General features: G+C 33.4%; 26 protein-coding genes and 1 riboswitch. Of the genes, 13 read left to right on the top strand and 13 right to left on the bottom strand.

The window, feature by feature from the left end; genetic code table 11:
• The first annotated feature begins 10 nt into the window (after positions 1-10).
• The 4 genes from ACJQQZ_RS04185 to brnQ3 all read left to right on the top strand — a co-directional run bounded on the left by ACJQQZ_RS04185 (position 11) and on the right by brnQ3 (position 4,509).
• Positions 11-214, top strand: a complete 204-nt coding sequence (locus ACJQQZ_RS04185; protein WP_002451189.1) for a DUF6501 family protein — start codon at positions 11-13, stop codon at positions 212-214.
• Positions 215-345: 131 nt separating this feature from the next.
• Positions 346-1,137, top strand: a complete 792-nt coding sequence (locus tag ACJQQZ_RS04180; RefSeq protein WP_002451190.1) for an ATP-binding protein — start codon at positions 346-348, stop codon at positions 1,135-1,137.
• 12 nt (positions 1,138-1,149) lie between these two features.
• Complete coding sequence (locus ACJQQZ_RS04175; protein ID WP_124228308.1) at positions 1,150-3,039, top strand: vWA domain-containing protein; 1,890 nt, start codon at positions 1,150-1,152, stop codon at positions 3,037-3,039.
• Between the two features lie 126 nt (positions 3,040-3,165).
• Entirely contained in the window at positions 3,166-4,509 is a 1,344-nt protein-coding gene (brnQ3, locus tag ACJQQZ_RS04170; RefSeq protein WP_124228309.1) for a branched-chain amino acid-like transporter carrier protein BrnQ3, read from the top strand.
• Between the two features lie 37 nt (positions 4,510-4,546).
• Here the strand turns inward: brnQ3 and ACJQQZ_RS04165 are convergent, their stop codons facing one another.
• Genes ACJQQZ_RS04165 through ACJQQZ_RS04155 form a run of 3 tightly spaced genes read right to left on the bottom strand, consistent with a single transcriptional unit; the run spans position 4,547 to position 6,627 of the window.
• The gene (locus tag ACJQQZ_RS04165) at positions 4,547-5,683 is read right to left on the bottom strand and encodes a toxic anion resistance protein (RefSeq protein WP_049423509.1); all 1,137 of its coding nucleotides are present in this window, start codon (positions 5,681-5,683) and stop codon (positions 4,547-4,549) included.
• A 24-nt stretch (positions 5,684-5,707) separates the two neighbouring features.
• A complete protein-coding gene (locus ACJQQZ_RS04160; RefSeq protein ID WP_049423448.1) occupies positions 5,708-6,331 on the bottom strand; it encodes a 5-bromo-4-chloroindolyl phosphate hydrolysis family protein in 624 nt (207 codons plus the stop codon).
• Positions 6,332-6,357: 26 nt separating this feature from the next.
• Complete coding sequence (locus tag ACJQQZ_RS04155; protein WP_002451363.1) at positions 6,358-6,627, bottom strand: acylphosphatase; 270 nt, start codon at positions 6,625-6,627, stop codon at positions 6,358-6,360.
• Between the two features lie 157 nt (positions 6,628-6,784).
• Here ACJQQZ_RS04155 and msaA point away from each other — a divergent pair, with 157 nt between their 5' ends.
• Positions 6,785-7,093, top strand: coding sequence for a regulatory protein MsaA (msaA, locus tag ACJQQZ_RS04150; RefSeq protein WP_145505267.1), 309 nt, complete (start codon positions 6,785-6,787; stop codon positions 7,091-7,093).
• Positions 7,094-7,279: 186 nt separating this feature from the next.
• Entirely contained in the window at positions 7,280-7,480 is a 201-nt protein-coding gene (gene cspA / locus ACJQQZ_RS04145; protein ID WP_002433901.1) for a cold shock protein CspA, read from the top strand.
• Positions 7,481-7,769: 289 nt separating this feature from the next.
• Here cspA and lysA read toward each other — a convergent pair whose 3' ends face one another.
• The 9 genes from lysA to ACJQQZ_RS04100 form a co-directional block, all read right to left on the bottom strand.
• A complete protein-coding gene (lysA, locus tag ACJQQZ_RS04140; protein ID WP_075778799.1) occupies positions 7,770-9,035 on the bottom strand; it encodes a diaminopimelate decarboxylase in 1,266 nt (421 codons plus the stop codon).
• A 2-nt stretch (positions 9,036-9,037) separates the two neighbouring features.
• The gene (locus tag ACJQQZ_RS04135) at positions 9,038-10,114 is read right to left on the bottom strand and encodes an alanine racemase (RefSeq protein ID WP_124228310.1); all 1,077 of its coding nucleotides are present in this window, start codon (positions 10,112-10,114) and stop codon (positions 9,038-9,040) included.
• Between the two features lie 3 nt (positions 10,115-10,117).
• Complete coding sequence (locus ACJQQZ_RS04130; RefSeq protein WP_037552151.1) at positions 10,118-11,269, bottom strand: amidohydrolase; 1,152 nt, start codon at positions 11,267-11,269, stop codon at positions 10,118-10,120.
• A gap of 184 nt (positions 11,270-11,453) precedes the next feature.
• Entirely contained in the window at positions 11,454-12,173 is a 720-nt protein-coding gene (dapD, locus tag ACJQQZ_RS04125) for a 2,3,4,5-tetrahydropyridine-2,6-dicarboxylate N-acetyltransferase (RefSeq protein WP_002451358.1), read from the bottom strand.
• 23 nt (positions 12,174-12,196) lie between these two features.
• Positions 12,197-12,919, bottom strand: coding sequence for a 4-hydroxy-tetrahydrodipicolinate reductase (gene dapB, locus ACJQQZ_RS04120; protein WP_002451357.1), 723 nt, complete (start codon positions 12,917-12,919; stop codon positions 12,197-12,199).
• Positions 12,919-13,803 carry a 4-hydroxy-tetrahydrodipicolinate synthase gene (gene dapA, locus ACJQQZ_RS04115; RefSeq protein WP_124228311.1) on the bottom strand — a complete coding sequence of 295 codons (885 nt, stop codon included), beginning with the start codon at positions 13,801-13,803 and terminating at the stop codon, positions 12,919-12,921. The genes dapB and dapA overlap by 1 nt, the downstream gene beginning before the upstream one ends.
• A gap of 1 nt (position 13,804) precedes the next feature.
• The gene (locus ACJQQZ_RS04110; RefSeq protein WP_124228312.1) at positions 13,805-14,794 is read right to left on the bottom strand and encodes an aspartate-semialdehyde dehydrogenase; all 990 of its coding nucleotides are present in this window, start codon (positions 14,792-14,794) and stop codon (positions 13,805-13,807) included.
• Positions 14,795-14,852: 58 nt separating this feature from the next.
• A complete protein-coding gene (locus tag ACJQQZ_RS04105; RefSeq protein WP_171970146.1) occupies positions 14,853-16,058 on the bottom strand; it encodes an aspartate kinase in 1,206 nt (401 codons plus the stop codon).
• Positions 16,059-16,140: 82 nt separating this feature from the next.
• Positions 16,141-16,317: riboswitch (Lysine riboswitch) on the bottom strand.
• Between the two features lie 383 nt (positions 16,318-16,700).
• A complete protein-coding gene (locus tag ACJQQZ_RS04100; protein ID WP_002451353.1) occupies positions 16,701-18,302 on the bottom strand; it encodes an ABC-F family ATP-binding cassette domain-containing protein in 1,602 nt (533 codons plus the stop codon).
• A 145-nt stretch (positions 18,303-18,447) separates the two neighbouring features.
• On the opposite strand from ACJQQZ_RS04100, the gene cvfB reads away from it, so the two are divergent.
• The 6 genes from cvfB (at position 18,448) to phoU (ending at position 24,338) form a co-directional block, all read left to right on the top strand.
• Positions 18,448-19,356 carry an RNA-binding virulence regulatory protein CvfB gene (gene cvfB, locus ACJQQZ_RS04095; RefSeq protein WP_002451352.1) on the top strand — a complete coding sequence of 303 codons (909 nt, stop codon included), beginning with the start codon at positions 18,448-18,450 and terminating at the stop codon, positions 19,354-19,356.
• Positions 19,357-19,697: 341 nt separating this feature from the next.
• Entirely contained in the window at positions 19,698-20,678 is a 981-nt protein-coding gene (locus tag ACJQQZ_RS04090; protein WP_002451351.1) for a PstS family phosphate ABC transporter substrate-binding protein, read from the top strand.
• Positions 20,679-20,866: 188 nt separating this feature from the next.
• Positions 20,867-21,793 (top strand): phosphate ABC transporter permease subunit PstC, encoded by a 927-nt coding sequence (gene pstC / locus ACJQQZ_RS04085; protein ID WP_002451350.1) that lies wholly within the window; start codon positions 20,867-20,869, stop codon positions 21,791-21,793.
• 1 nt (position 21,794) lies between these two features.
• The gene (gene pstA, locus ACJQQZ_RS04080) at positions 21,795-22,724 is read left to right on the top strand and encodes a phosphate ABC transporter permease PstA (RefSeq protein ID WP_002451349.1); all 930 of its coding nucleotides are present in this window, start codon (positions 21,795-21,797) and stop codon (positions 22,722-22,724) included.
• Between the two features lie 87 nt (positions 22,725-22,811).
• Positions 22,812-23,687 carry a phosphate ABC transporter ATP-binding protein PstB gene (pstB, locus tag ACJQQZ_RS04075; protein WP_124228314.1) on the top strand — a complete coding sequence of 292 codons (876 nt, stop codon included), beginning with the start codon at positions 22,812-22,814 and terminating at the stop codon, positions 23,685-23,687.
• Positions 23,688-23,690: 3 nt separating this feature from the next.
• On the top strand, positions 23,691-24,338 hold the full coding sequence (gene phoU / locus ACJQQZ_RS04070; RefSeq protein WP_002451347.1) for a phosphate signaling complex protein PhoU: 648 nt from the start codon (positions 23,691-23,693) through the stop codon (positions 24,336-24,338).
• Positions 24,339-24,456: 118 nt separating this feature from the next.
• Here the strand turns inward: phoU and pepF are convergent, their stop codons facing one another.
• Entirely contained in the window at positions 24,457-26,268 is a 1,812-nt protein-coding gene (gene pepF, locus ACJQQZ_RS04065; RefSeq protein ID WP_408023074.1) for an oligoendopeptidase F, read from the bottom strand.
• A gap of 198 nt (positions 26,269-26,466) precedes the next feature.
• Here pepF and ACJQQZ_RS04060 point away from each other — a divergent pair, with 198 nt between their 5' ends.
• Positions 26,467-26,817, top strand: coding sequence for a hypothetical protein (locus ACJQQZ_RS04060; protein ID WP_075778807.1), 351 nt, complete (start codon positions 26,467-26,469; stop codon positions 26,815-26,817).
• Positions 26,818-26,859 lie beyond the last annotated feature (42 nt).

Genomic DNA, 26,859 nt, shown 5'->3' with positions numbered 1-26,859 from the left:
GGAATTAAAGATGTTACACGAAACATGGAAAGAGCGTACACCAATTAAAAAAGTAGAAGTTACAAATACAGATGCGAAGAAGTTCACTGTATCTGATATGCTAACTGTTGGTAAACAATATGATGTCATTAATGAAACTGAAGAATATTATCAAATCATCGATAATTCAGGTTTAGTTGGTGGCTATTACAAAACATACTTTAAAGAAGTTTAAAATCGTTGCAATCAGTTTAGACTATCAAACAAGTATATAAAGATAACAGTCAACAAGACTAAGACAATTGGAAACCCAAACCCACATGTCTTAGTCTTTTTTCATATTGATAAAAAAGGAGCATATTAATCATGGTACAAGCACAATATAAAAATGCGGACGTTTCAGTTTTTAATGATGCAAAAGCATTATTTGATTTAAATAAAAATATTTTATTAAAAGGGCCAACAGGTTCCGGTAAAACGAAACTGGCAGAAACATTAAGTGAAGTGGTAAATACGCCTATGTATCAAGTTAACTGTTCAGTAGATTTAGACGCAGAGAGTCTACTAGGATTTAAAACGATTAAGACAAATGAACAAGGGCATCAAGAAATAGTATTTATTGATGGGCCCGTTATTAAAGCTATGAAAGAAGGACATATTTTATATATTGATGAAATCAATATGGCTAAACCGGAAACATTGCCTATCTTAAATGGTGTGTTAGATTACCGCAGACGTATAACTAATCCATTTACTGGAGAAGTCATTCAAGCAAAACCTGGCTTTAACGTGATTGCCGCAATCAATGAAGGCTATGTAGGTACGCTACCAATGAACGAAGCACTTAAAAACCGATTTGTTGTGATTCAAGTGGATTATATCGACGGCGATATTTTAAGTCATGTTATTAAAGAACAAAGTCGTTTACAAGATGATACAACTATCCAAAAAATCATTAAATTCAACGAAGATTTACGTACAATGACCAAACAAGGTCAAATTTCAGAGGAAGCTGCAAGTATACGTGCACTCATTGATTTAAGTGACTTAGCAACAGTTATGCCAATCGAACGTGCCATTAAACGTACAATTATAGATAAACTTGAGGATGAACGAGAACAGCAAGCCATTATTAATGCAATAGAACTTAACTTTTAGAGAGGGATAATCATGAGCGACCGTTTCATTAAATTTAACGACGAACAGTTAGATGCTAAACAAGTAATGATGTTACAAGACTTAGCTCGTTTACTATTAAAAAACGAACAAACACAAGTTAAAATTCAAAAATTCCCTTATTATAATCCATTCAGTAATACACTAATTACAAGTTGGTTCTGGTCTCACCGTCCAAAAGCAGTTGAAGCTGCTGGTCTCAAAACAGATGTTATGTTAGCGGCCTATGGCTATCAAATGATGGATGTAGATATCGTTAATGAGGTGTTGCATAATAATGAATTTAAACACCCTAAATTTTTCCATCAACTTTTCAAACTATTAGAAGATATACGTATATTCAATGAGATTAAATTACAACGTCCAAGCACAATAAAATATATAGATTTACGTTTAAATACAAGACTTACATTTACTGAATCACAAATTAATGTTTATAAAACTAAAACACTATATACTGATTTATTATTTTTATATTTAGAGCATGCTTTTATTGAACAAAACTTCTATGACATACCATCCATCCATCCAAAATTTGATGACGTTTTAGTTAATATGTATCAATATTTGCCTAACTTCTTTCAGAATCAAAGTTCTGAAGACAATATGTATTTAGCTGAACGCATATTATATCAAGTAGATGATTTATTAAAAGAAGATATGTTAAATGAATATTACTATATTCCTAAAAATCTATATGAAAATATTCAACAAGACTTGTTTGAAGATCTAAAACGAACAGATGCTGCTAATACAGATGGTAAAGATCAGTCGCAAGAGGAAAATGATGCAGTGACAGCTGAAGCAGAAACCAAAGCTGCTGATAGTTCTTCTGAAGGTGGCGCTTATCTCGAAATGGAACTACATGAGGGTGAAAATAGTGAAGTGATGGCTGACAATGATACAGCTAGAGAAGGGGATTCATCCGATGATATGACCGATATGATGACTAAAAAAGGTAAGGGGTCACAAAACACGCTAGATCGTGAAGAAGGCGGCTTTATTGGACAAAATAGCGCCTTTGCATTAGAAGGCATTAACCAAAATGTTGATATTAAATGGAAAGTCCCTGATATTTTACCTGAATACATCCAAGCTTATGAAGATGTTAAAAATGATGTGCAATTTGAAATTAAGGATTTAATCCAAATTATTAAAAAGACGATCGAACGCGAACATCAAGATGAGAGACATAATCTCACTAAAGGTCGACTACAGAAGAATTTAATCAATTGGTTTATAGATGATCAATATAAATTGTTCTATAAAAAACAAGATTTAAGCCAATCATTTGATGCTACATTTACATTATTAATCGATGCTTCAGCAAGCATGCATGACAAAATGGATGAAACGATTAAAGGTGTCGTACTCTTCCACGAGACGTTAAAAGAATTGAACGTCAAACATGAAATATTGGCCTTTAACGAAGATGCCTTTGTTTCAGATGAAACGAGGCAACCTAATATTATAGATGAGATTATCCATTACGACTATTCAACATTGAAAAAAGATGGACCGCGTATCATGGCTTTAGAACCACAAGATGATAATCGCGATGGGGTTGCCATTCGAATTGCGAGTGATAGATTAATTCGTCGCAGTCATCATCAGCGATTTCTCATTGTGTTTTCTGATGGGGAACCTTCTGCATATAATTATAGTCAAGATGGCATCATAGATACGTATGAAGCTGTTGAAAATGCCCGTAAGTTCGGTATAGAAGTCTTTAATGTATTCTTGAGTCAAGATCCAATTACCGAAGATATTGAACAGACGATTCATAATATTTATGGTGAGTATTCTATATTTGTTGAAGGTGTTGAACATTTACCAAGCTTGTTATCACCATTATTGAAAAAACTATTACTTAAATCTTTTTAAAAATATGTCTATTTGCTAAATTTAAATCAACTAAGTTTTTAAATTTTCTGAAATTATATAGACTTATGAATTATATCTATGCTAGAATGTTTAATGTTGCATATTTAAGGACAAAGGAGCAGCATTATGAACAAGAATACATGGATTGTAGGGTTCACACTTTTTGCCATGTTCTTTGGTGCAGGTAATTTAATCTTTCCAACGAACTTAGGTTTAGATAGTGGACACTTTTTTTGGCCTGCGATTCTCGCATTTGCACTAACTGGTATAGGATTGCCTTTACTTGGCGTTGTCGTTGGTGCACTTGATAAACAAGGTTATATTGGTGCATTTAATAAAATATCACCAGTTTTTTCGATAATATTTTTAATAGTGATTTATTTAACTATAGGACCATTATTTGCTATACCTCGTACAGCTTCAACATCATTTGAAATGACTGTCACACCGATAGCACATACGAATGGCAATTTAGCTCTATTTATATTTACACTTATTTATTTTATTATCGTATTATATTTATGTATTAATCCAAATAAAATGGTCGATCGTATCGGTTCATTACTTACGCCACTATTACTGATTACTATTTTAGCAATGATTGTTAAAGGGTTTATCGATTTTAGTGGCCATACATCAAGTCATGGTAATACAGAACTTTTTAACAGTAATATTGGTAGTTTTTCTCAAGGGTTTACACAAGGTTACTTAACAATGGATGCTATTGCTGCTATTGCATTTTCAATGATTGTAGTGAATGCGATTAAGGCAACAGGTGTCAATCATGCTGATAAGATATTTAAGCAAACCTTAATGGCAGGTTTAACCGCTGCTGTCGCGTTAATCTTTATCTATATTTCTTTAGGATTTATCGGCAATCACATTGATATTTCAGATGCCAAGTTAAAATCACTTGCTGCTAAAGATCAAAATGTAGGTACATTTTTATTAACGACAATGGCATCTACAGGCTTCGGAACTTTCGGTAAGTATTTATTAGGTATCATTGTAGCATTAGCTTGTCTAACAACTGCATGTGGTTTAATAGTTGCTGTAAGTGAGTATTTCCACAGAATTATTCCTAAAATTTCGTATAAAACATTTGTCATTATCTTTACTATTATTAGTTTTATTATTGCGAATCAAGGTCTAAATGCTGTGATTACAATGTCACAACCCGTACTTAGCGTCATCTATCCTGTGGCAATCACAGTTGTGTTACTCATATTGATAGCAAGATTTATTCCGACAAAACCTATTACACAACAAATCACTGTTATAGTTGTTGCTATTGTATCTATCTTGAGTGTGATTCATACACAAGGATGGTTACAACTGAGCTTCATGGATCATCTATGGCTAAAAGATTATTCATTAGAATGGTTCCCAATTGCGGTCATTACTACCATCATCGCATACATTATTGGTATATTTATCAAACAACAACCTATCGTTTATCAAAAAGAATAGATAAAAAAGCTTCCCTAAAGTAAGTAGGGAAGCTTTTTTAAGATTCTTTTCGCATTGATAATAAATGTTGCTTCAAGTCATTTTCAAGACCAGATAATTCTTTTTCTGCAGCTTGTCGTTTTTGACGACCTTCATGTTGAATTTGTAATGTTTGTTCTATCGTATCAATAATATCACTTTGTGTTTGTTTCAATGTTTCAATATCGACGACACCACGTTCATTTTCTGTTGCCGTTTCAATTGCATTTTGTTTCAACATTGATGCGTTTTGAGTTAATAAATCATTCGTTGTATCTGTGACTGCACGTTGTGCTGATACTGCATTACGTTGTCGCATCAATGTCAACGCAATAGCCATTTGGTTCTTCCATAATGGAATACTTGTTAGAATTGAACTTTGAATTTTTTCAGCTAATGCCTGATTTACATTTTGAATCATTCGTATTTGTGGTGCAGTTTGAATAGCAATTTGTCTTGAAAGTTGTAAATCATAGATTCTCTTTTCTAATCGATCCACAAATTGCTCCATGTCTGCGACTGCTTGAATATCCATTTGATTACCTGTTGTTTCAGCTTTCTTCTGTAAATCAGGAATGATATGTTGTTGTATATCTTGCTTTTTACGTTGTGCTGCTGCAATATAAAGTGTCACATCATCAAAATATCGCTTATTTTGATCATATAACCCATCTAATAAATCAATATCTTTCGTTAAGTTACCTTTATGTTTTTCCAATTGAATGGTAATTCGATCAATCTGCGAACTCACTGATTGCATTCTAGAGAATACCTCATTAATAGAAGCTTTGGTTCTTCTAAAGATACGTTTTATCCTAGATTGTTTATTAGGATCTAAATCATTAGGGTTCACAGATTTTAATTTACTCATCAATTGGTTTAATGAGTCTCCAATAGGTCCAATATCTTTCGATTGAACATCATCCAACATTTGATGTGAAAACTGTGACATATTTTGTTGCAAGTTGGTACCAAAAGATAATAAGCCATCGTGATCAAGTGGTTTTATTTGTTCACTAATTTCATTAATCCTTTTTTGATCAGCTTCAGTAAATTGATGTTCAAAATCTTCAACAACCGTATTCGGTTGCTCAGATTGTTGATTGATATATTGATCAAGAGGGTGTGATGGGGTACGTTCATGTTCATTTGCCATATCCATTTACTCTCCTTATCTATATTATTTTTTTCGACGTTGTTGTTCTAATTTATTTAATTCCATTTCTACATCTAATCGTTCATAATCGTCTTCATTGAGTTGTTTTAAATCTGCTACTAACGTACGTTTGACTTCGTCTAATGTAATTCTTGTTTGTTCTAATTTCTGCTTTTCTTCGGGAGACTTTCTAGGCATTTTAGTTAATCTCGTATATGAATCTACTAAATTCAAGGCATTATCAATATGCGAATAAAAGAATCCTTCTACTTTAAAAAACATTCCTGGACGTTGTCTTACACTCATATAAATCGAGCGAGAGATTCTATAAATGTCGTTAACCTGTCTAAAATCTTTAATAGAACGAATATTGATAAATGATTTGAAAATCAAACGTATTTTAGATTGGGCTTGGTTTAATTGACTTCTAACATATCGATATTCTCTTCGAGTTAAACCTATTTCATTTAGATATTTACGTGAAGTCAAGCGCTGAGTAGGGAAGTAAGACACGACAAATCCTCCCAAACCGATGAATCCGTCTATGATAAAAGACAAATCAAATCCAAAGATACTTACCATCCAAGCAATCATCGCTACCGGTATGCCTACCATGGTCCCCAAAACTCTTGAAATATTATATCTCAACTGCCATCTTCCTTTTTAGTATTGATTTAAATTGTTTTAAAATCAGTTAATGATTCGTCTAAATCTAAGTCTTCTATCTGATAGTTAGTTACATGTGAGGCAGGAGAAGCACCTTCAATAACACTATTTATAAATGATTCTAAATTGTCTTTTTCTCCTTGAGCATATATATCAACATAATCTTCAACATTTTGCACTGTACCTACGACGTGATGTTGATTGCCTAGTCTCTGCGTATAATATCTAAAGCCGACACCTTGTACTGTGCCAAATACTTGTATATGTTTACGTTCCATTATTATCACCTCATATCACTATTATAAGGATAAAGACGTAAAAAAACTAATATTTGCTATATCGTCTATCAGTCAAAAGTATGAGTCTTCTAACTTGATTTTGATATACAACCAGTTAAAATTATCAATATAGAATTTTAAAAAGAAGGGGATACATATGTGGACGGTTGCAAAAATTAGAGCTGACTATGAAGGTTGGTGGTTGTTTGAAGATTGGCCAGAGAAGATTGTTAAACAATCCGAGTTTTCTACATATGAAGACATGTTAGATGCATACTGTAAATTAATCAAAGATTGTAACGCATATTACGACAATTGCGTAATGGGGAAATATAATATGTACGCATTTTACAATAATTGTGATTTAAATTTCTGTGAAGATTGTGATGAGGATTTACAAATATTTTATAGTTTTATTGTTTTAAAAAATAATGAAGTTTATTATAATCCTCCAAAAATAGTTTAAATGATAATTTCCTATAATTGTATTGCAATTTTGCATTATTTAAATTATAATATCAAGTAAGCAATAGTTTTATTCCATATTGCAAAAAATATTTGCTATTATCGTTATGAGTAATTAGGTCATGTATTTTTTGTAATATGCGAATAACGCATATTGAATGAATTTTAGTCTTGGAGGTTTCAGATTATGAAACAAGGTACAGTTAAATGGTTTAACGCTGAAAAAGGATTCGGCTTCATCGAAGTTGAAGGAGAAAACGACGTATTCGTACATTTCTCAGCAATTAACCAAGATGGTTACAAATCATTAGAAGAAGGTCAATCAGTTGAATTTGAAGTAGTTGAAGGCGACCGCGGACCACAAGCTGCGAACGTTGTAAAACTATAATAAATAGATTGTAATTAATTGACTTTATTAACTAACACCTTACCAAGATGTAAGGTGTTTTTTTATGCGATTCATTCAATGTGCTATGTGATGATATAGGATACTTTTTAGACTATCATTAAAAACGTGACTTTTAACTCTCAGTGTTAAGTCACGTTTTATTTATGTTTAAATACTAAAGCATCATTTAGAGAGATGAACTCTCAAGATTAAAAAAATGGCTATAACAACGAGTTCCATTAAACTAATTGTTATAGCCTTATAAAATGCCATACGAGATTAACTTTTATTATTTAGTATCGTTAATAATTAGTTGTCTTAATGATTGACGTTTAATCACTTCACGAGCTTTTCCATCTTTGATAAAGAACACTGAAGGTTTTTGCATTTGATTATAATTAGATGCCATTGAATAATGATATGCACCTGTTGATAATATTGCTAAATAATCACCACGTTGTACAGAACTTGGTAATTTTGCATTCTTAATGATAATATCACCAGACTCACATAATTTACCCGCAATAGTAACTGTATCATCCGCTTCTTCTTGGCGATTTACTAATAAAGCTTGATACTTAGCATCATAAAGTGCTGTTCTAATATGATCACTCATACCACCATCTATAGATACGTATTTATTAATTTCTGGTATCTCTTTAATCGTTCCCACTTCATACAATGTTATTCCAGCTTCGCCAACGATAGAACGACCGGGTTCAATACCTATTTCAGGTGTTTCCATATTTAACTGTTGTGCTTCATTTTTGATTGCATCAGTGATTTCAGCAATGCCGCTTTCAATAGGGAAGCTTACATCTCCCTCAACATATTTAATACCAAAACCACCACCAAGATTAAGTAAATCAACATGAATTTGTTGATCATTTAACCAATTCATAACTATTTTTGCAGTTTCAATAAATGCTTCTGTTCCTTCAATTTGTGAGCCAATATGAATATGTACACCTTTTAAATGAAGATGGTTAGTTTGTTTGATTTTATCAATTGCTTCATTAGCTAAGCCATAGCGTATCGATAAGCCAAATTTACTATCCTCTTGTCCTGTTTGGATAAATTCATGTGTATGTGCTTCAACACCTGGGTTAACTCTTAAAACTACTTGTACTGTTTCACTTGCATATCGATCAATTAAATCGATTTCTTCTAAAGAATCTATGACAAAATATCCAATATGATTTTCTAAAGCGTATTTAATTTCATGCTTCGTTTTATTATTACCATGGAAGTGTATACGACTTGGATCAAAGCCAGCTTCTAATGCAGTATACAATTCTCCTTCAGATACAACATCGAGTTGTAAATCTTCCTCTTGGACTAATTTAACCATCTGTATACAAGTAAATGCTTTAGAAGCATATGAAATATTATATTTTAATCCACTTTGTTGAAATGCTTTATGATAACGACGCATTTGATTTCGTATTTGTTCTTCATCATAAACAATCGTTGGGGTACCAAAACTTTGTGCAACTGTTTTAAGACTTGTACCTCCCATTGTTAATTCGCCGTATTCGTTATATTCTACTGTCATCTTTATCTGTACTCCTTTATAAGAGAATCGTGATTCATAGCGCTCAGTTGTTCTGAATTTGCTCCCACACCCTTAAAGGTATATTCATCAATGCGCATACTTTCATTATATAATACAACTTGATCTTGTGCATGTACGTGTTCATCAACTTCTACAAACATATGGCTCATCATTAGGGCACGAATAGGGTAGCGCTTACCGTTTATCAATGCTTCATGTTGTGCTCTTGCTCTTAATATACCGTCACCATAACCAACATCTACCACAGCAAGCTTAGTATTGTCATGTTGTGTTTCAAATGCCCAACTATAGCCACAATAGTCACCATTTTGAACTTCTCTAATTTGTATGACATTCGCTTTTACAGTCAATGCTTGTTGAATGGATGATTCATTCAATCCACTATATGGACGTGAACCATATAAAGCAATACCCACTCTAGCATGTGTATGGTGGGGGAGAACGACTTGTCCTTCTCGATAATAGCTTGCACTATTTTGAGAATGTATATAGTCGAATTGATACCCTTCATTTAATAATGTATGTAAAACATTCAACCAGGCTGAACGTTCTACATCATATTCAGTTACACCAAATTCATCAGCATAACCAAAATGTGTCCATAAACCAGAAATAATCATGCGTTTAGGGTTCTTATTATGTTGATGATCTTGTAATACCTCTTGAATCTCTTCTAGTGTTTTAAATCCAGAACGATGCAGTAAATTTTCAAACTCTAAGTGCACATGAATATCTCGTAAATCTTCTTTATGCTCGTAATAATACTTTAAAGAAGGTAAGGTCATATGAATATGATAATCACGTACAGTATCAAAATCATATACCGCATTCATAAGAAACACCGTTGCATCTGGTGCTAATTCACGTACACGAACCGCTTCTTTAAGTGACGTCGTACTAAATGTATTGATACCTGCACGTAAAAATTGCTTTACCGCAAATTCTAAGCCATAGTGGTAAGCGTTATTTTTAACAACGGCCATAATGGGTTGTTGATTTTTCACTTTCTTAGCATTGTTATAAAATGCTTCTGTATCGACTGACCAAATTGCTGTCAATGCTTACACCTCTTTATAATTTAATAGTAGTTGTTCATAATAATTGGCTACGTCTATTAATACCTTTTCATCAAAATTTAAATGAGACGTATGTAATCCTGTCACATAACCTTTATCTTTATTGCGAGTTCCAACGAAGACGAAGTAAGCAGGTGCTAATAATTGACCATAGAAACTAAAGTCTTCACCAAATAAGAATGGTGTTGGTTTGTCGATGACTTCTAGATTTGCATTTTTAAGTGCCTGTTCAACAGGTTCGCGTAATTTCGGACTATTCATTGTAGGTGGATAGCCTTCCTCAAATTTTACTTCACACGTCACATTAAATAATAATGATACACTTTCAGCAATTTTTTGCATTTGATTTTTTACAATAGTTAAATCATCGACATCATATGTACGAATTGTTCCTTCTAAATAGCCATTACTTGGTACTGTATTGATAGCTTCACCAGCTTCAAAATGACCCATATGTACTATATTTCGTTTTAATCCATTCAAATGAAATTGTTGTATTTGACCCACTTGTGTTAAGACGTGTTGTAAGGCTTCGCCACATGAATGACCTTGTTCTTTATCAGCAACGTGACTAGATAGTCCTGTTAAATAGAATCGGTACTCTGTCGCACTTGCCGTAATTTCTTCGTCTCGAATGACAACTGTGCCTTCATCAGAAAAAGGATTAACGTGAATACCAAATACAGCTTCAATAGGGTAATTATCAAAAGCCTTGGCTTTTATAAGACGATGTGCACCACCACCTGTTTCTTCTGCAGGTTGGAATATAAATACAATATTGTGAGGGAGAGTACCTTTATCTGCCATTGCTTTACAACGCTTAACAAATAACATCAGTGCCGTCGTATGACCATCATGGCCACATGCATGCATCACGTTATCATTTTGGCTACGAAACTCTACATCATTTTCTTCAAAAATGGGTAATGCATCTATATCTGCTCTATAAGCGATAGTATGCTGACTATTACCTTCAAGATATGCAATCGCACCTGTTTCCAATGGACGTTCAAATGGTACGCCTAATTCTGTTAAGAAATTAGTAATGTACTGAGTAGTTTCATATTCATGTAAACTTAATTCAGGATGCTGATGTAAATGTCGACGGTGTGTTGTTACAAATTCTAATTCATTCATCATTATCATTCCTTTCACCATAAAAATCCCAAAATATATACTATTAAATATCATGATAATAAAAAGTCGAAACAATGAGGAGAGGCAATGTGATCATTTGAACGGTAGGGCGTTAAACACACTCACGTTCAAGTTCAAACCATAGGCCACTCCTTTGTTTCAACTGCCGTATTATTATAATAATTTAATCATTTAATTTGCGTAATGCTGATACAATTTCACGTTTAGAATCTTCGACTTCAGACGTTTGCTTGATCACTTTAGCAGGTGTCCCGGCAACAACTGCTCCTGCAGGTACATCTTGCGTCACAATAGCGCCAGCTGCTACAATCGCACCTTCACCAACTCGAACACCTTCTAAAATAACTGCATTTGCACCAATTAACACATTATCTTCAATGACAACAGGTGACGCACTAGGTGGTTCGATTACACCAGCTAATACTGATCCTGCACCAACATGTACATTTTTACCAGTTGTCGCACGACCGCCTAGAGTAGCATTCATATCTACCATTGTACCTTCGCCAACAACAGCACCAATGTTAATTGTTGCACCCATCATGACTACAGCACCATCTTCGATTACAGCTTGTTCACGAATGAAAGCACCTGGTTCAATACGTGCATTCGTATTTGTTAAATCTTTTAATGGGATGGCTGAATTACGACGATCCATTTCAATTTCAATATCCTCAAATTTGTTTTGATACGACTCATAAAATGGTTTCCAATCATCCGCTTCACAAAAGATCACTTTAGAATGATCTGAACCAAATACTTTAAATGATTCGGGGAAGTTGACGCCATCAAATGTACCATTGACATAAACTTTTAAAGGCGTTGATTTTTTTGCATCACTAATATATTGAATAATTTCTTGTGCTGATAAATGTTGTACCATAATTTTGCTCCTTTAGTTATATTTTATAAATTATCAAATGTATAAAAACCGTTTTCTTTATTGATTAATTTTTCAGCTGCACCAATTGCACCATTCGCGAAAATGTCTTTAGATTGTGCTTTATGTGAAATCGTAATTGTTTCATCTGTTCCAGCAAATAACACATCATGTTCTCCAACAATCGTACCGCCACGAACTGTATGGATGCCAATTTCGTCTGGTGTACGTTTCTCAGTTTTATCATGGCGATCATATACTGGAGTTGTTTTATCACGTAATCCTTCTATAACATCATATAACTTCACTAATGTACCACTAGGCGCATCCACTTTCTTATTATGATGTGCTTCTGTCAGTTCAATATCAAAATCTTGTAATAGGGGAACTGCAGCTTCTAAAATTTTAGTAAGTGCATGAACACCATAACTCATATTTGCACTGAAAAATACTGGCATCTTTTTACCTAATGCTTCTAATTTTTGTGTGATTTTCTCTTTTTCACCAGTAGTCGCAACGACTAATGGCAATTCAAATGATTCATCTAATAGGGGTAATAATAAATTAGGATTAGAAAAATCAATTGCTACATCTGCTTCTTTAGCATCTGCAATATGTTCAAATTGTTGGTATGGTGATGAATCACTATTCATCGGTTCAATAACACCGACAATTTCGTGGCCTTTTTCTTCAGCTAATCTAGCAACACGCTGGTTCATAGCACCATAGCCAATTAATAAGATCTTCATTATTTTTCACCTGCTTTAAATGTTTCGTAAGCTTGCTCTAATGTTTGACGATCATTATCCTCAAGTGGTACAAGAGGCAAACGTAATTCATAGCTTCCAAATCCTTCATAAGCCGTTAATGCTTTAATTGGAATAGGATTAACATCAACTGATAACGCGTCTAATAATTGGCCAATCGGTTCAAATGCCTTTGCCAATGTGTCCCCATCTTGTTTAGCATCATATAAGTGTTGAAATGCTTTTGGAATGACGTTAGCAATAACTGAAATCACGCCATTACCACCACGTTGATAAAAATCAACCACATTGTCGTCATTACCACTATAAATGGCAAATTCATCTTGATTCACACGTTTTTTAACTTCTTCAAAATAATCCAAATCATTTGTCGCATCTTTAAGCGCTACAATATATTTATTTTGACTTAACGTTTCAACTGTTTCTGGTTCAATCGTCATATTCGTACGTGAAGGTACATTATATAAGACAACAGGTAATTCAACTGCATTCGCAATTGTTTCAAAGTGTTGAACTAAACCACGTTGATTTGTTTTATTGTAATAAGGTGTAATTAGCATCACTGCATCTGCACCAAGTTGACGTGCACGTACAGACGCTTGAATAGATTTTTCAGTATTATTTGTACCTGTACCTGCAATCACAGGAACTTGTTTGTTAACTAAATTCACAACTGTTTCTAAAACATGTTCTTTCTCTTCATCGTTTAGTGTAGAGCTTTCAGCTGTAGTTCCATTTACAATAATCGCTTGTGCATTATTTTCTAATAAGAATGTAACGTGTCGTCTTAATGCATCATAATCTACTTCATTATTTACAAATGGCGTTGTTAATGCGACGCCTACACCTTCAAACATGTGTGTCATATTAAAGAACTCCTTTCAATTTTAAAACTTGTTCTAAAACTTGAACGGCATTCAATGCTGCACCTTTAAGTAGGTTGTCTGATGTACACCATACGTGGAAAGTATTGTCTAATGTGTCATCTCGACGAATACGACCAACAAACACGTCGTCTTTACCTGTTGAGTGAATTGCTAAAGGGTATTCATTTTTAGCAGGATTATCTACAAGAACAACACGATCATCTTTATCGAATAGTTCTTGAATTGCTTCAACGGTAGTATCTTGTTTTAAAGTAACATCCATTTCAACACTATGGCTATCTTGAACTGGCACACGTACACAAGTTGCAGTCACTTTTAAATCTTTGTCATTTAAAATTTTACGTGTTTCATCTATCATTTTTTGTTCTTCTTTTGTATAACCATTTTCAAGGAATACGTCAATATGTGGTAATACGTTATTATAAATTGGATGAGGATAAGCTTCTGGTGCTTTACCATTTGCACCTTCAGATAAATCTCTCTTACCCTTAACTCCTGATCCTGAAACCGCTTGATATGTCGTATAAGCTACTCTTGATAATCCAAATGCATCTTGCAATACTTTTAATGGTACGACTGATTGAATCGTAGAACAGTTTGGATTAGCAATGATGCCTCTTGTAAAGTGGGGTTCGTTAACCTCAGGTACAACTAAATCAACATCTTCTGTTATACGCCATTGACTAGAATTATCAATGACAATAGCGCCAGCTTTTTCAAATAGTGGGGCGAAGTGTTCACTTGTACCACCACCAGCACTCATCAATACATAATCAAAGTGTTCACTTGCTGCTTCATCTGTAAGTTCTTGTACTGTATACGTTTGCCCTTGAAATTCGATTGTTTGACCAGCTGAACGTGCTGAAGAAAATAGAACCAATTCATCAAAAGGGATCTCTTTTCGATCTAAAGTTTCTAACATTTTTGTTCCAACTAATCCTGTTGCACCAACTACTGCTAATTTTGTCATGTCTAAGTCACTCCGTTTTAAATATTATTAATATTGTGAAAAATTAAGTTAAAATCAATTATATATCAAATGCACCGTACAATTCTTCGACGGCTTTTTCACCATTTTCAGCATCAATGACATAAGAAATACTGATTTCAGAAGTGGTTGTTTGGTAAAAAGGTATCTTCGCATTGATTAATGTAATAAATGCTTTAGATGCTACGCCTGACATATCTCTCATACCGGATCCAATTAATGAAATTTTGACATATGCTTCATTAATTTTGAAATCCAATGCTTCAAAATCGACGGCTAATTGCTCTAAAATAGCTGTGATTTGATGTGCATCTGTATCTTTTATACTGAAGGATAATTGTAGTCCTTCGTGGTTAACGATTTGTGAAATCATATCTACATTGACAGAACCTATTTCTAGCTCTGTGAATAGTTGTGTTAATAATTGATTATCTGGTAGGGGATAAGTGATCGTTACATGCATCATGTGTTGATCTAATGCAACCCCAGTAACTGCTTTTTTCTCTAATAAATCACTTCTAGACATAATCCATGTTCCTTTCACATTTGATAATGTTCTTCCTAAATATAATGGTATATCATAATTTTTTGCCAACTCTACGCTACGTGTCTCAAGTACACCAGCACCTAATGCGCTCATTTCCATCATTTCCTCGTATGATACATACTCCAAACGTTTGGCATGACTCAATATTCTTGGATCTGTAGCATACACACCATCAACATCTGTGTAGATTTCACAAGGAATCTGATTACTTGCTGCTAAAGCTACTGCTGTCGTATCAGAACCGCCACGGCCGAGTGTAGTTAATTCATGATCCTCGTTGATACCTTGGAATCCAGCTATGACAAGTACATCGTACTTATTAAAAGCTGTTTCAAAGGTTGATGGGTCAATTTCAGCAATTTTACTTTTTAAATGATGACCAATGGTCTTGATACCTGCTTGATATCCTGTCATTGCCTTTGCACTAATACCAATATCATTGAGAACCATTGATAAATATGAAACAGTTTGTTGCTCTCCTGTAGTTAACAGTAGGGCGAGTTCTTGCTCTTTTGGTGTTGATGTTAATGTGGACACATTTTCCATTAATTGGTCCGTGGTTTTGCCCATTGCACTAACCACCACAATCAGTTGTTCACCTTGTTCAACACGATTTTTTAGCATACCTGCTATATTTTTAATTTTTGTAAAATCACTGACGGAAGAACCGCCAAATTTCAAAACACTTCTATTCAATATTTGTCCTCCTCAGTTAGTAGGGAGACACATCCATTCAATAAAAAAAGAACAAGTCTGGAATGCGACTTGTTCTACATTTATGTACAAGTGATGCACTCCATTATTATGAAATAATGACAAACTCTTAGCTCTTAACCAAAAAGTCCAACAAATGATACCTGCTATTATCATTCGTTTCGGCATTGCCCCCTTTCAATATTAGCTGTTAGCAGACAGTTGCCTAATATTTACTCATGTTTAATGCGCCTCATCAAAATCTTATTCAATTGATATGTTTTTATTATACATATACCACATGTGACTGTAAACCGATAATTGCGATTTTTTAAAATAAACAGAAAATTTCAAAGAGATACTTAGCATTTTAATGGTTAGTATCTCTTGTGCACTCGGATAACAAGACGAGTGTATTCCTTTTGAATCTTTTAAAAATATAGTGGCTTTTATGCAATCGTTGCTAAACGATTGTAAACCTTTTAGTGCATTTTAATGGTTAGTATCTCTTGTGCACTCGGATAACAAAACGAGTGTATTCCTTAAAATATAAATAACTAGAGTAGTAGGGGAATGTTCATTATATCTGTATATAAAAAGCGTATAAATACATCATCAAAATGTATTCATACGCTCAATCGAAGTCATCTATTGCAATACTCCTGTTTCTTTTAAGTATTCTTCATAAGGAATTTCTTTAGAAACGGCACCAGATTGATTTAAATCAATCACACGGTTAGCAATTGTATTGATAAATTCAAAGTCATATGATGTAAAGATCAATGAACCTTTAAATGATTTCAAACCATCATTGACTGCTGTGATACTTTCTAAGTCTAAGTGGTTGGTAGGCTCATCAAGTAACAATACGTTAGCACTTGATAGCATCATTTTACTTAACATACAACGAACTTTTTCGCCACCTGATAACACGCTTGCTTTTTTCTTAACTTCTTCACCACTAAATAACATACGTCCTAAGAAGCCACGTAAGAATGTTTCAGTTTGTTCATCTTCTGGTGCATATTGACGTAACCAGTCAACAAGATTCATATCCACACCATCAAAGAATTCAGAGTTATCTTTAGGGAAGTAACTTAATGAAGTTGTTACACCCCATTTATAAGATCCTTCATCAGGCTCCATTTCACCAGCTAAGATTTTAAGTAATGTTGTTTTAGCAATTTCACTATCACCAATTAAAATAGCTTTATCATTAGGATTCATTGTAAATGAAATGTTATCTAATACTTTTTCACCATCAATTGTTTTTGATAGGTTTTGAACAGTTAATAAATCATTACCAATTTCTCTTTCAGGTGTGAATTTAACATATGGATAACGTCTAGATGAAGGTTGGATATCATCTAATTCAATTTTTTCTAATTGTTTTTTACGACTCGTTGCTTGTTTTGATTTAGAAGCATTCGCTGAGAAACGCGCAACGAAATCTTGTAATTCTTTAATTTTTTCTTCTTTTTTCTTATTTTGTTCTTGAGCCATTTTTTGAGCTAATTGGCTTGATTGATACCAGAAATCATAGTTACCAACATATACTTTGATCTTACCAAAGTCTAAATCTGCAATATGTGTACACACATTATTTAAGAAGTGACGGTCATGGGATACTACGATAACAGTATTTTCAAAGTTGATTAAAAAGTCTTCTAACCAACTAATAGCTGGAATATCTAAACCATTGGTAGGCTCATCTAGTAATAATACGTCTGGATCGCCAAATAAACTTTGGGCTAGCAATACTTTTACTTTTTGGTTATTTTCAAGTTCAGACATTTTCTTGTCTTGTAATGAAGCATCGATACCTAATCCTGAAAGTAGGTTAGCTGCATCTGCTTCAGCATTCCAACCATTCATTTCAGCAAATTCGCCTTCAAGTTCAGCAGCACGAATACCATCTTCATCACTAAAGTCTGGTTTCATGTAGATTTCATCTTTTTCTTTCATTACTTCATATAAACGTTCATGACCTTTGATCACAACATCAAGTACACGTTCATCTTCATATGCGAAGTGGTCCTGTTTTAAAATCGCTAATCTTTCATCTTTACCTAATGACACATGACCTGTTTGTGAATCTAACTCACCAGATAAAATTTTTAAGAAAGTAGATTTACCTGCACCATTTGCACCAATTAAACCATAGCAATTACCTTCAGTAAATTTAATATTTACATCTTCAAATAGCTTACGATCGCCAAAACGTAAACTTACATCAGTTACTTGTAACATGCATTTGCTCCTTTTTTATATCGTTATTCTAACGGAAGAATTATATCATATTATAACGATAGTTTCGACCACCGATAACTTGTAATGATAGATTACATGACTCGTGTTATACTATAAAAGAATAAAAGACTCGAAGGAGAATATAATGGCACTAGAAAAAGATATCGTAGGTTCTATAGAATTTCTTGAAGTGACTGGCTTACAAGGATCAACATATATGTTAAAAGGACCCAATGGAGAACAAGTTAAACTCAATCAATCCGAAGTAAATGAAGAAGACGAATTACAAATAGGTGAAGAATACAGTTTCTTTATTTATCCAAATAGATCAGGTGAATTATTCGCAACACAAAATATGCCTGATATTACGAAAGACAAATATGACTTTGCAAAGGTGCTTAAAGTCGATCGCGATGGCGCACGTGTTGATGTTGGTCTACCGAGAGAAGTATTAATACCATGGGAAGATTTACCAAAGGTTAAAACATTATGGCCAGAAGCTGGAGATCAATTACTCGTGACATTAAGAATTGATAGTCAGAACCAAATGTTCGCACGTTTAGCAAGTGAAGGTATCGTTGATAACATGTACACACCCGTTAACGACGATAGTAAACAAAATGAAATGTTAGAAGCTAGACCATATCGTGTTTTAAGAGTGGGCAGTTTCTTATTAAGTACCGAAGGTTATAAAATTTTTGTTCATGAATCAGAACGTAAAGCAGAGCCAAGATTAGGTGAATTAGTTACCGTTCGTATTATTGGTCATAATGAACGTGGTGAACTTAATGGTTCATTTTTACCTTTAGCTCATGAAAGATTAGATGATGATGGGCAAGTCATTTTTGATTTACTTGTGGAATATGATGGCGAATTACCTTTTTGGGATAAATCAAGTCCCGAAGCTATCAAAGAGGTATTTAATATGAGCAAAGGTTCATTTAAACGTGCCATTGGTCATTTATATAAACAAAAGATGATTAATATTGAAACTGGCAAAATCAGCTTAACAAAAAAAGGTTGGTCTCGTACGGAAGACGAACAGAATTCTTAATACAAAAACGCATTTCTTCTATTAATATAGTCGAATCATATCACCATAGCGCTTATTGAATGAAATATTTCAATAAGCGCTTTTTTTGTAATATTTTATGTATCCAAAACCATCATTTTTATATTTTGCAATTTTAACAACCCAATAATTATATTATTTTTCAAGATCTCTAACTTTAAAAACACTGTAATATCAGTGTTCAAAGCATATTTACAATTCAATTCTCATTCTTAACAAAACATTTACATTAGCTCTATTATTAATTAACAATAAACCTTTAGTATTAGGACTGTAAGAAATACATATAACATTTGGGTTATTTATATTAGGAGGATGTTTCAATGAAAAAGTGGCAATTAGTCGGTACGACTGTATTAGGAGCTTCAGTACTTTTAGGCGCTTGTGGCGGCGGTAACAATGGCGGTTCAGGCGAAGGTAAAGATGTAAGTGGAAAAGTAAAAGGTGACGGGTCATCAACAGTCGGTCCAATCATTGAAAAATTAAACGAAAAATTCGCTAAAGATTATCCTAACGCTACAGTATCATCTGGTACTTCAGGAACTGGTGGCGGATTTGAGAAATTCATTTCAGGTGAAACAGATTTCTCAAATGCTTCAAGACCAATTAAAGATGAAGAAAAGAAAAAGTTAGAAGATAAAGGCATTAAGTACAAAGAATACAAAATTGCACAAGATGGTGTAACAGTTACAGTAAATAAAGATAATGACTTCGTTAAATCATTATCTAAAGATCAACTTAAAGAAATCTACTCTGGCAAAGCTAAAACATGGAAAGATGTTAACTCTAAATGGCCAGATAAGAAAATTAAAGCTTTCTCACCTGACCAATCACATGGTACATTCGACTTCTTTACTGAAGAAGTAATGGACAAAGGCGATATCAAAGCTGAGAAAAATGCTGATACAAACGTTATCGTTCAATCAGTTGAAAAGAATAAAGAAGGTATCGGTTACTTCGGTTATAACTTCTATCAACAAAATAAAGATAAATTAAAAGAAGTTAAAATCAAAGACGATAAAGGTAAAGACACAGAACCAACTAAGAAAACAATCCAAGATAACTCTTATGCATTAAGTAGACCATTATTCATCTACGCTAAAGAGAAATCATTAAAAGATAACAAAGCTTTCCAAGAATTCATGAAATTCACACTTGAAGATAAAGGTAAAGCAGCTGAGGATGCTGGTTATGTAGCCCTTCCTAAGAAAGACTACAAAGAAGAGCTTAAAGATTTGAAAAAATACATTAAGAAAAACAGCAAAGACTCTGATAAAAAATCTGATAAAAAAGAAGATAAATAATTAATAATAGAGTTTGGGAATACTAACGAAAATCATTGCAAAGTGGTTAAAATCAATAACCACTTTGTCTGATTTTCTTTTCAGGTTATAAGTCATATTACAAATCATGAGTCTAGCTCATCTATAGCCTGAAATATTCCCACTCTTTTTTTTATAATTGGGAGATTTAATAAGAGAGAGGTTTTTAAATGGCTTCAAAAACAAATATTAGAGAAATGATTGCTAAGAACAATGCCAAAAAGGGTGGTACAAGCGATAAAATCGTACCGATTATTTTGGCTATCATTGCAGCGATTTCAATTTTAGTTACATTAGGGATTTTATTTACTTTACTTACAGAAACAATTACGTTCTTCACACGTGTACCAATTACAGAATTTTTATTCTCTACAGATTGGAACCCATTCTCTGCTAAACCATCATATGGTATTTGGGCATTAATCATAGGGACGTTAAAAATCACAATCATTGCTGCATTATTCGCCGTTCCAATCGGATTAGGTGCTGCTATTTACTTAAGTGAATATGCGACTGACAAAGTTAGACGAATTATCAAACCAATTTTAGAAATTTTAGCTGGTATTCCTACTATCGTATTTGGTTTCTTTGCATTAACTTTTGTCACACCAATTTTAAGATCAGTATTTCCACAGTTAGGTAGTTTCAACTCAATCAGTCCCGGATTAGTCGTTGGGGTTATGATTATCCCACTTATCACAAGTATGAGTGAAGATGCAATGGCATCAGTACCGAATAAGATTCGTGAAGGTGCATTGGGATTAGGTGCTACTAAATTAGAAGTTGCAATTAAAGTTGTGTTACCAGCAGCAGCTTCAGGTATTTTAGCTTCAATCGTATTAGCTGTCTCAAGAGCTATCGGTGAAACAATGATTGTATCTCTTGCAGCAGGTAGTACACCTACAGCTTCACTTAACTTAACTGGTTCTATTCAAACAATGACTGGTTATATCGTTCAAGTTGCGACAGGCGATGCTACTTTCGGATCAGACGTTTATTACAGTATCTATGCAGTAGGTTTCACGCTATTCATTTTCACATTAGCAATGAACTTACTATCACAATGGATTTCTAAACGTTTCAGAGAGGAGTATTAATATGGCGACAACTACTAATACATCAAATAGCAATAGCAAAACATTAATCGATCAAAAGCAAGTCGATAAAAATATTTCGAGTCGTATGACCAAAAATAAAATTTTCAAAGGTATATTTTTAGCCTGTACATTAATTGGTTTAATCGTATTAGCAGCTTTATTAGTTGATACATTAATTAAAGGTGCTGGGCATTTAACACCATCATTCTTTACTAACTTTTCATCTTCCACACCATCAATGGCAGGGATTAAAGGTGCATTAGTTGGTACATTATGGTTAATGATTACTATTATTCCAATATCAATCGTATTAGGTGTAGGTACAGCAATTTATCTTGAAGAATATGCACGTAAAAATCCATTCACGAACTTTGTTAAGGTTTGTATATCAAACTTAGCAGGTGTACCTTCAGTTGTATTCGGTCTATTAGGACTTACATTATTCGTTCGTGGTATGGGCGTTGAATCATTATCACTTGGTAAATCAATCATTGCCGGCGCATTAACAATGTCTTTATTAATTTTACCAGTCATTATCGTGGCGGCACAGGAAGCGATTCGTGCTGTACCTAACTCAGTAAGAGAAGCTTCTTATGGTTTAGGTGCTAACAAATGGCAAACGATTTATAAAGTGGTATTACCTGCAGCTTTACCAGGTATTTTAACAGGCTTTATCTTAGCGCTATCTCGTGCATTAGGTGAAACAGCACCTTTAATCTTAATTGGTATTCCTACAATTCTATTACGTTTACCAAGCGGTATTATGGATCAGTTCCAAGCATTACCAATTCAAATATATAACTGGGCAAAAATGCCTCAAGAAGAATTCCAAAATGTCGCATCAGCAGGCATTATCGTATTATTAGTAATCTTATTATTAATGAATGGACTGGCTATTTTCTTCCGTAACAAATTCAGTAAGAAATTTTAAGCTAACGTCGTTATAAAAACAGGGAAACGTTATTTACGATTAAGTAGACATTAAATCAACTTAGTTAATTAGAAGGAGTTTTAAATTATGGCTAATACAAAAGTCGAAGAAAACAAAACATTAGATCAATTGAAAGACAACTCAAATCAAGACGTATCTACTATAGTAACTACACAAGATAAACACGATCCGATTTCTGATAGTGAACGTAAAATCGTTTATTCTACACAAAATTTAGACTTATGGTATGGTGATAATCATGCGCTTCAAAATATCAATTTAGATATTCTTGAAAACAATGTAACTGCCATTATCGGACCATCAGGTTGCGGTAAATCAACTTACATTAAAGCTTTAAATCGTATGGTTGAACTAGTTCCATCAGTTAAAACTGCAGGTAAGATTTTATATCGTGATCAAAATATCTATGATGCAAAATATTCTAAAGAAAAATTAAGAACGAATGTAGGAATGGTATTCCAACAACCAAACCCATTCCCTAAATCTATATATGATAATATTACGTATGGACCAAAAACACACGGCATTAAAAATAAAAAGATTTTAGATGAAATTGTAGAAAAATCACTACGTGGCGCAGCTATTTGGGACGAATTAAAAGATAGATTGCATATGAATGCGTATGGATTATCTGGTGGACAACAACAACGTGTTTGTATCGCTAGATGTTTAGCAATTGAACCTGATGTTATTTTAATGGACGAACCAACATCAGCTTTAGACCCTATTTCTACATTGAAAATTGAAGAACTTGTTCAAGAATTAAAAGAAAACTATTCTATCATCATGGTTACACATAACATGCAACAAGCTGCTCGTGTTTCTGATAAAACAGCTTTCTTCTTGAACGGCTATATAAATGAATATGACGACACTGATAAAATTTTCTCAAATCCAGCTGATAAGCAAACTGAAGATTACATTTCAGGACGATTTGGTTAATATATGGCAGTGATTAGACAAAAATACGAAGGCCAACTAGAAGACTTAATCAAAGATTTACGTCGTCTAGGTCTTCGTGTTTATTTTAATATTGAAAATGCATTAGTGTCGTTAAGTGATGATAAGAGAACTTTCGCAAGAGAGACAATTGAAAAAGATAAAGAAATTAATCGTTTAGACTATGAAATTAATGAAAAAGTCATCATGCTTATTACAAAGCAACAACCTATAGCGACAGACTTACGCATGATGATGGCAGCTTTAAAGATTTCTACTGACTTTGAACGTATGGGTGATAACGCTGCAAATATCGCTCATATTCGACTCAGAGTTAAAATAACTGACCATTATGTCTTAACAAGATTAAAGACTATGGGCAAATTAGCTATGCTAATGCTTGAAGATTTAAATACAGCTGTCAAAAATGAAGACATTACATTAATTAAAGAAATTATTGAACGAGATCAAGATATCGATGATTTATATATCAACATTGTCAATACGACATATTTAATTGATAACGATCCGTTTGTAGCAGGTCAAGCTCACTTAGCTGCTAGAAATCTAGAACGTGTCGGAGATCATATTAGTAATATTGCTGAAAGCGTGTACTATTTTCTCACAGGTGAACACTACGAAGCAGGTCGCTAAAATTCCTATTTAACCCAAATTTAAATATAAATGACTTATCTTCGTAATTGTTAGAACCTAAATATATAAAAATCCCCTAAATGATAGCACTTAGCTACATTTAGGGGATTTGTTTTACTTATGAATTAGCCTCAATTTCATAAGTAAGCGCAATTGCTTCATCTACCAATTCAGATATATATCGTATTGTGTCTTTCAATGGTGCTTCTGTTGTGATATCAACACCTGCTTGTTTTGCTAATGCAACTGGTGATAAACTACCGCCTGACTTCAACGTATTTAACCAATCATTAACAGCTGGTTGTCCTTCAGTTTTTATTCTTTGTGACATGACAGTACCAATTGTTAAGCCCGCTGAATAAGTATACGAATAGAGTCCCATATAATAATGCGGTTGTCTCATCCAAGTTAACTCCGTACCGTCTGTCATTTCAACCGCATTACCAAAGAATTGTTGATAAACATTAAGCATAATATCATTTAACACTGGCGCTGTTAATGATTCTCCATGATCTACTTTCTGATATACTTCACGTTGATAAGCCGCTTCTAGCAAATGCGTCACCATATTATGATAATACGTACGAGATAGTATAGAACCGATGACCCAACGTTTGAATCGTGGATCTTCGCTATGGTTGAATAAATAATTTGCCATTAACATCTCGTTCATTGTTGATGGTGCTTCCACAAAATACATTGAAGCTTCAGATTCTAAGAAATTCTGATTTTGTTGTGCTAAAGTGAAATGACCTGCATGGCCTAATTCATGTGCCAAGACAAATGTTTCAGCCATCTTTCCAGTCCATGAAATAAAGACATAAGAGTGTGTGAAATAAGGACTAGCACAGAACGCACCAGTATCTTTACCTTTATTTTGAGCGAAATCTATCCAGCGATTTTGGTATGCCGATTCAATCATAGAATGGTAATCGTCGCCAAGTACATCAAGTGCACCATAGATATAAGATTTAGATTCATCAATGGAAATTTCAGGTTCATAACTAGGATCGATTGAAACCTTTAAATCTTCAAAACGCATTTTTTCCAATCCATGTACACGTTGCAGTAATTTAGCATATTTTTGCATGACAGGTGCTAAATCACTCATAATGACATCAATTTGTCTATCAAACATATCACGTGTCACTTCTTGTTCTTGTAATAAATAATCAATCACTGAGTCATATCCTCTTAAATCCGCTTCAATTTTTTCTTGTTGTACTTGCATATTATAAGTGGCAGCTGTTGTATGTTGATAACGTCTAATCGCATCGCTAAATGCCTTAAAACTTTTCTGTCTAAATTCAGGATCAGCATGATCCTCGTATTCATTTTCAAATGTTGCATAATCCATTGGATACTCTATGTTGTTATGTTTAAATGATTCAAATGCAATATCTAACATTTTAGTAGTACCGTATAAATCATAAGGTTGATTTAAAGTAGGGGATAGACTAGCTAATGTTTGTTCAACTTTAGGATCTAATTGATACGGTTTGCGTTCAATTAATTGTTGAATGTAATGTGGATATTGTGTTTGAGATTTCAGTTGCTGTAACGTGTCATTACTCAAATTTAATATTTCTGATTCGACAAAGGATAATCGACTTGCGATTTTACCATAAGACGTATTTAATTTAGCATTTAATGTCTGTGCATCTTCATTAGTTGTGTCTACACTTAAACGTAATTCAGCATAATTGCCTAATCGATCAATTTGTATTAAAAGTGCTTCATAATCTTTAAGCGCATGTTCAATCGTATCAATTTCTTTTAATTGACCATTATAACGCTCATTAAAAGATAATGAAGAGGCTAGCGTCTCATCTAATATTTGGTAAAAATCTTCATCATTTTGGAATAAATCCTTTAAATCCCATGTTTCAGTACTAGGTATATCTTGTCTATTTGGTAAACCTTGTGTCAATATGATTCACTCCCTGTTTGTAATCAATAATTTTATTATACATGAGTTAAATTCGAAACGCAGTTGATACATATCAATCATACATCCGCAATTAAGTCGGTTATTAATCATTTAGAAATACTACTATAGTAGGTTTAGTTAAAGTAAATTAAATAGTATAATAATGTTAGTATTATTTAAAATAAGGAGAATCCATTTATGACTATTTTTGATATGCCGAATTTTCTATGGATTTCTATATTAGCAGTTATCATTTTAACTGTTTTCTGCACTTTAGTCTTACATAGATGGTTTATTGCAGCAGTTATTTCTTTTGTAGTATTAGGTGTATTAGCGTTCTTAATTCCTAATTTCCAAGATATTACATATCAACCATTACTAGGTTATGCTGCTTTTATGGCAATTGTGAGCCTAATTATCAGTTTCCTATTATGGTATTTTACACGTAATTGGAGACGTGAAAGAAAGAAAAAGCAACTCGAAAAAGATATGCGTCGATATGAACAATTTGAACACGAACAAGATGTTAACCAATTTCGTCGCCGTTAATATATAACGATTATAGGCCCAATTCTGAAATAATTTGACAGA

It is taken from the genome of Staphylococcus sp. KUGN1 (assembly GCF_045984185.1).
Classification (GTDB): domain Bacteria; phylum Bacillota; class Bacilli; order Staphylococcales; family Staphylococcaceae; genus Staphylococcus; species Staphylococcus warneri_A.
This window is presented reverse-complemented; position numbering and strand designations above follow the sequence as displayed.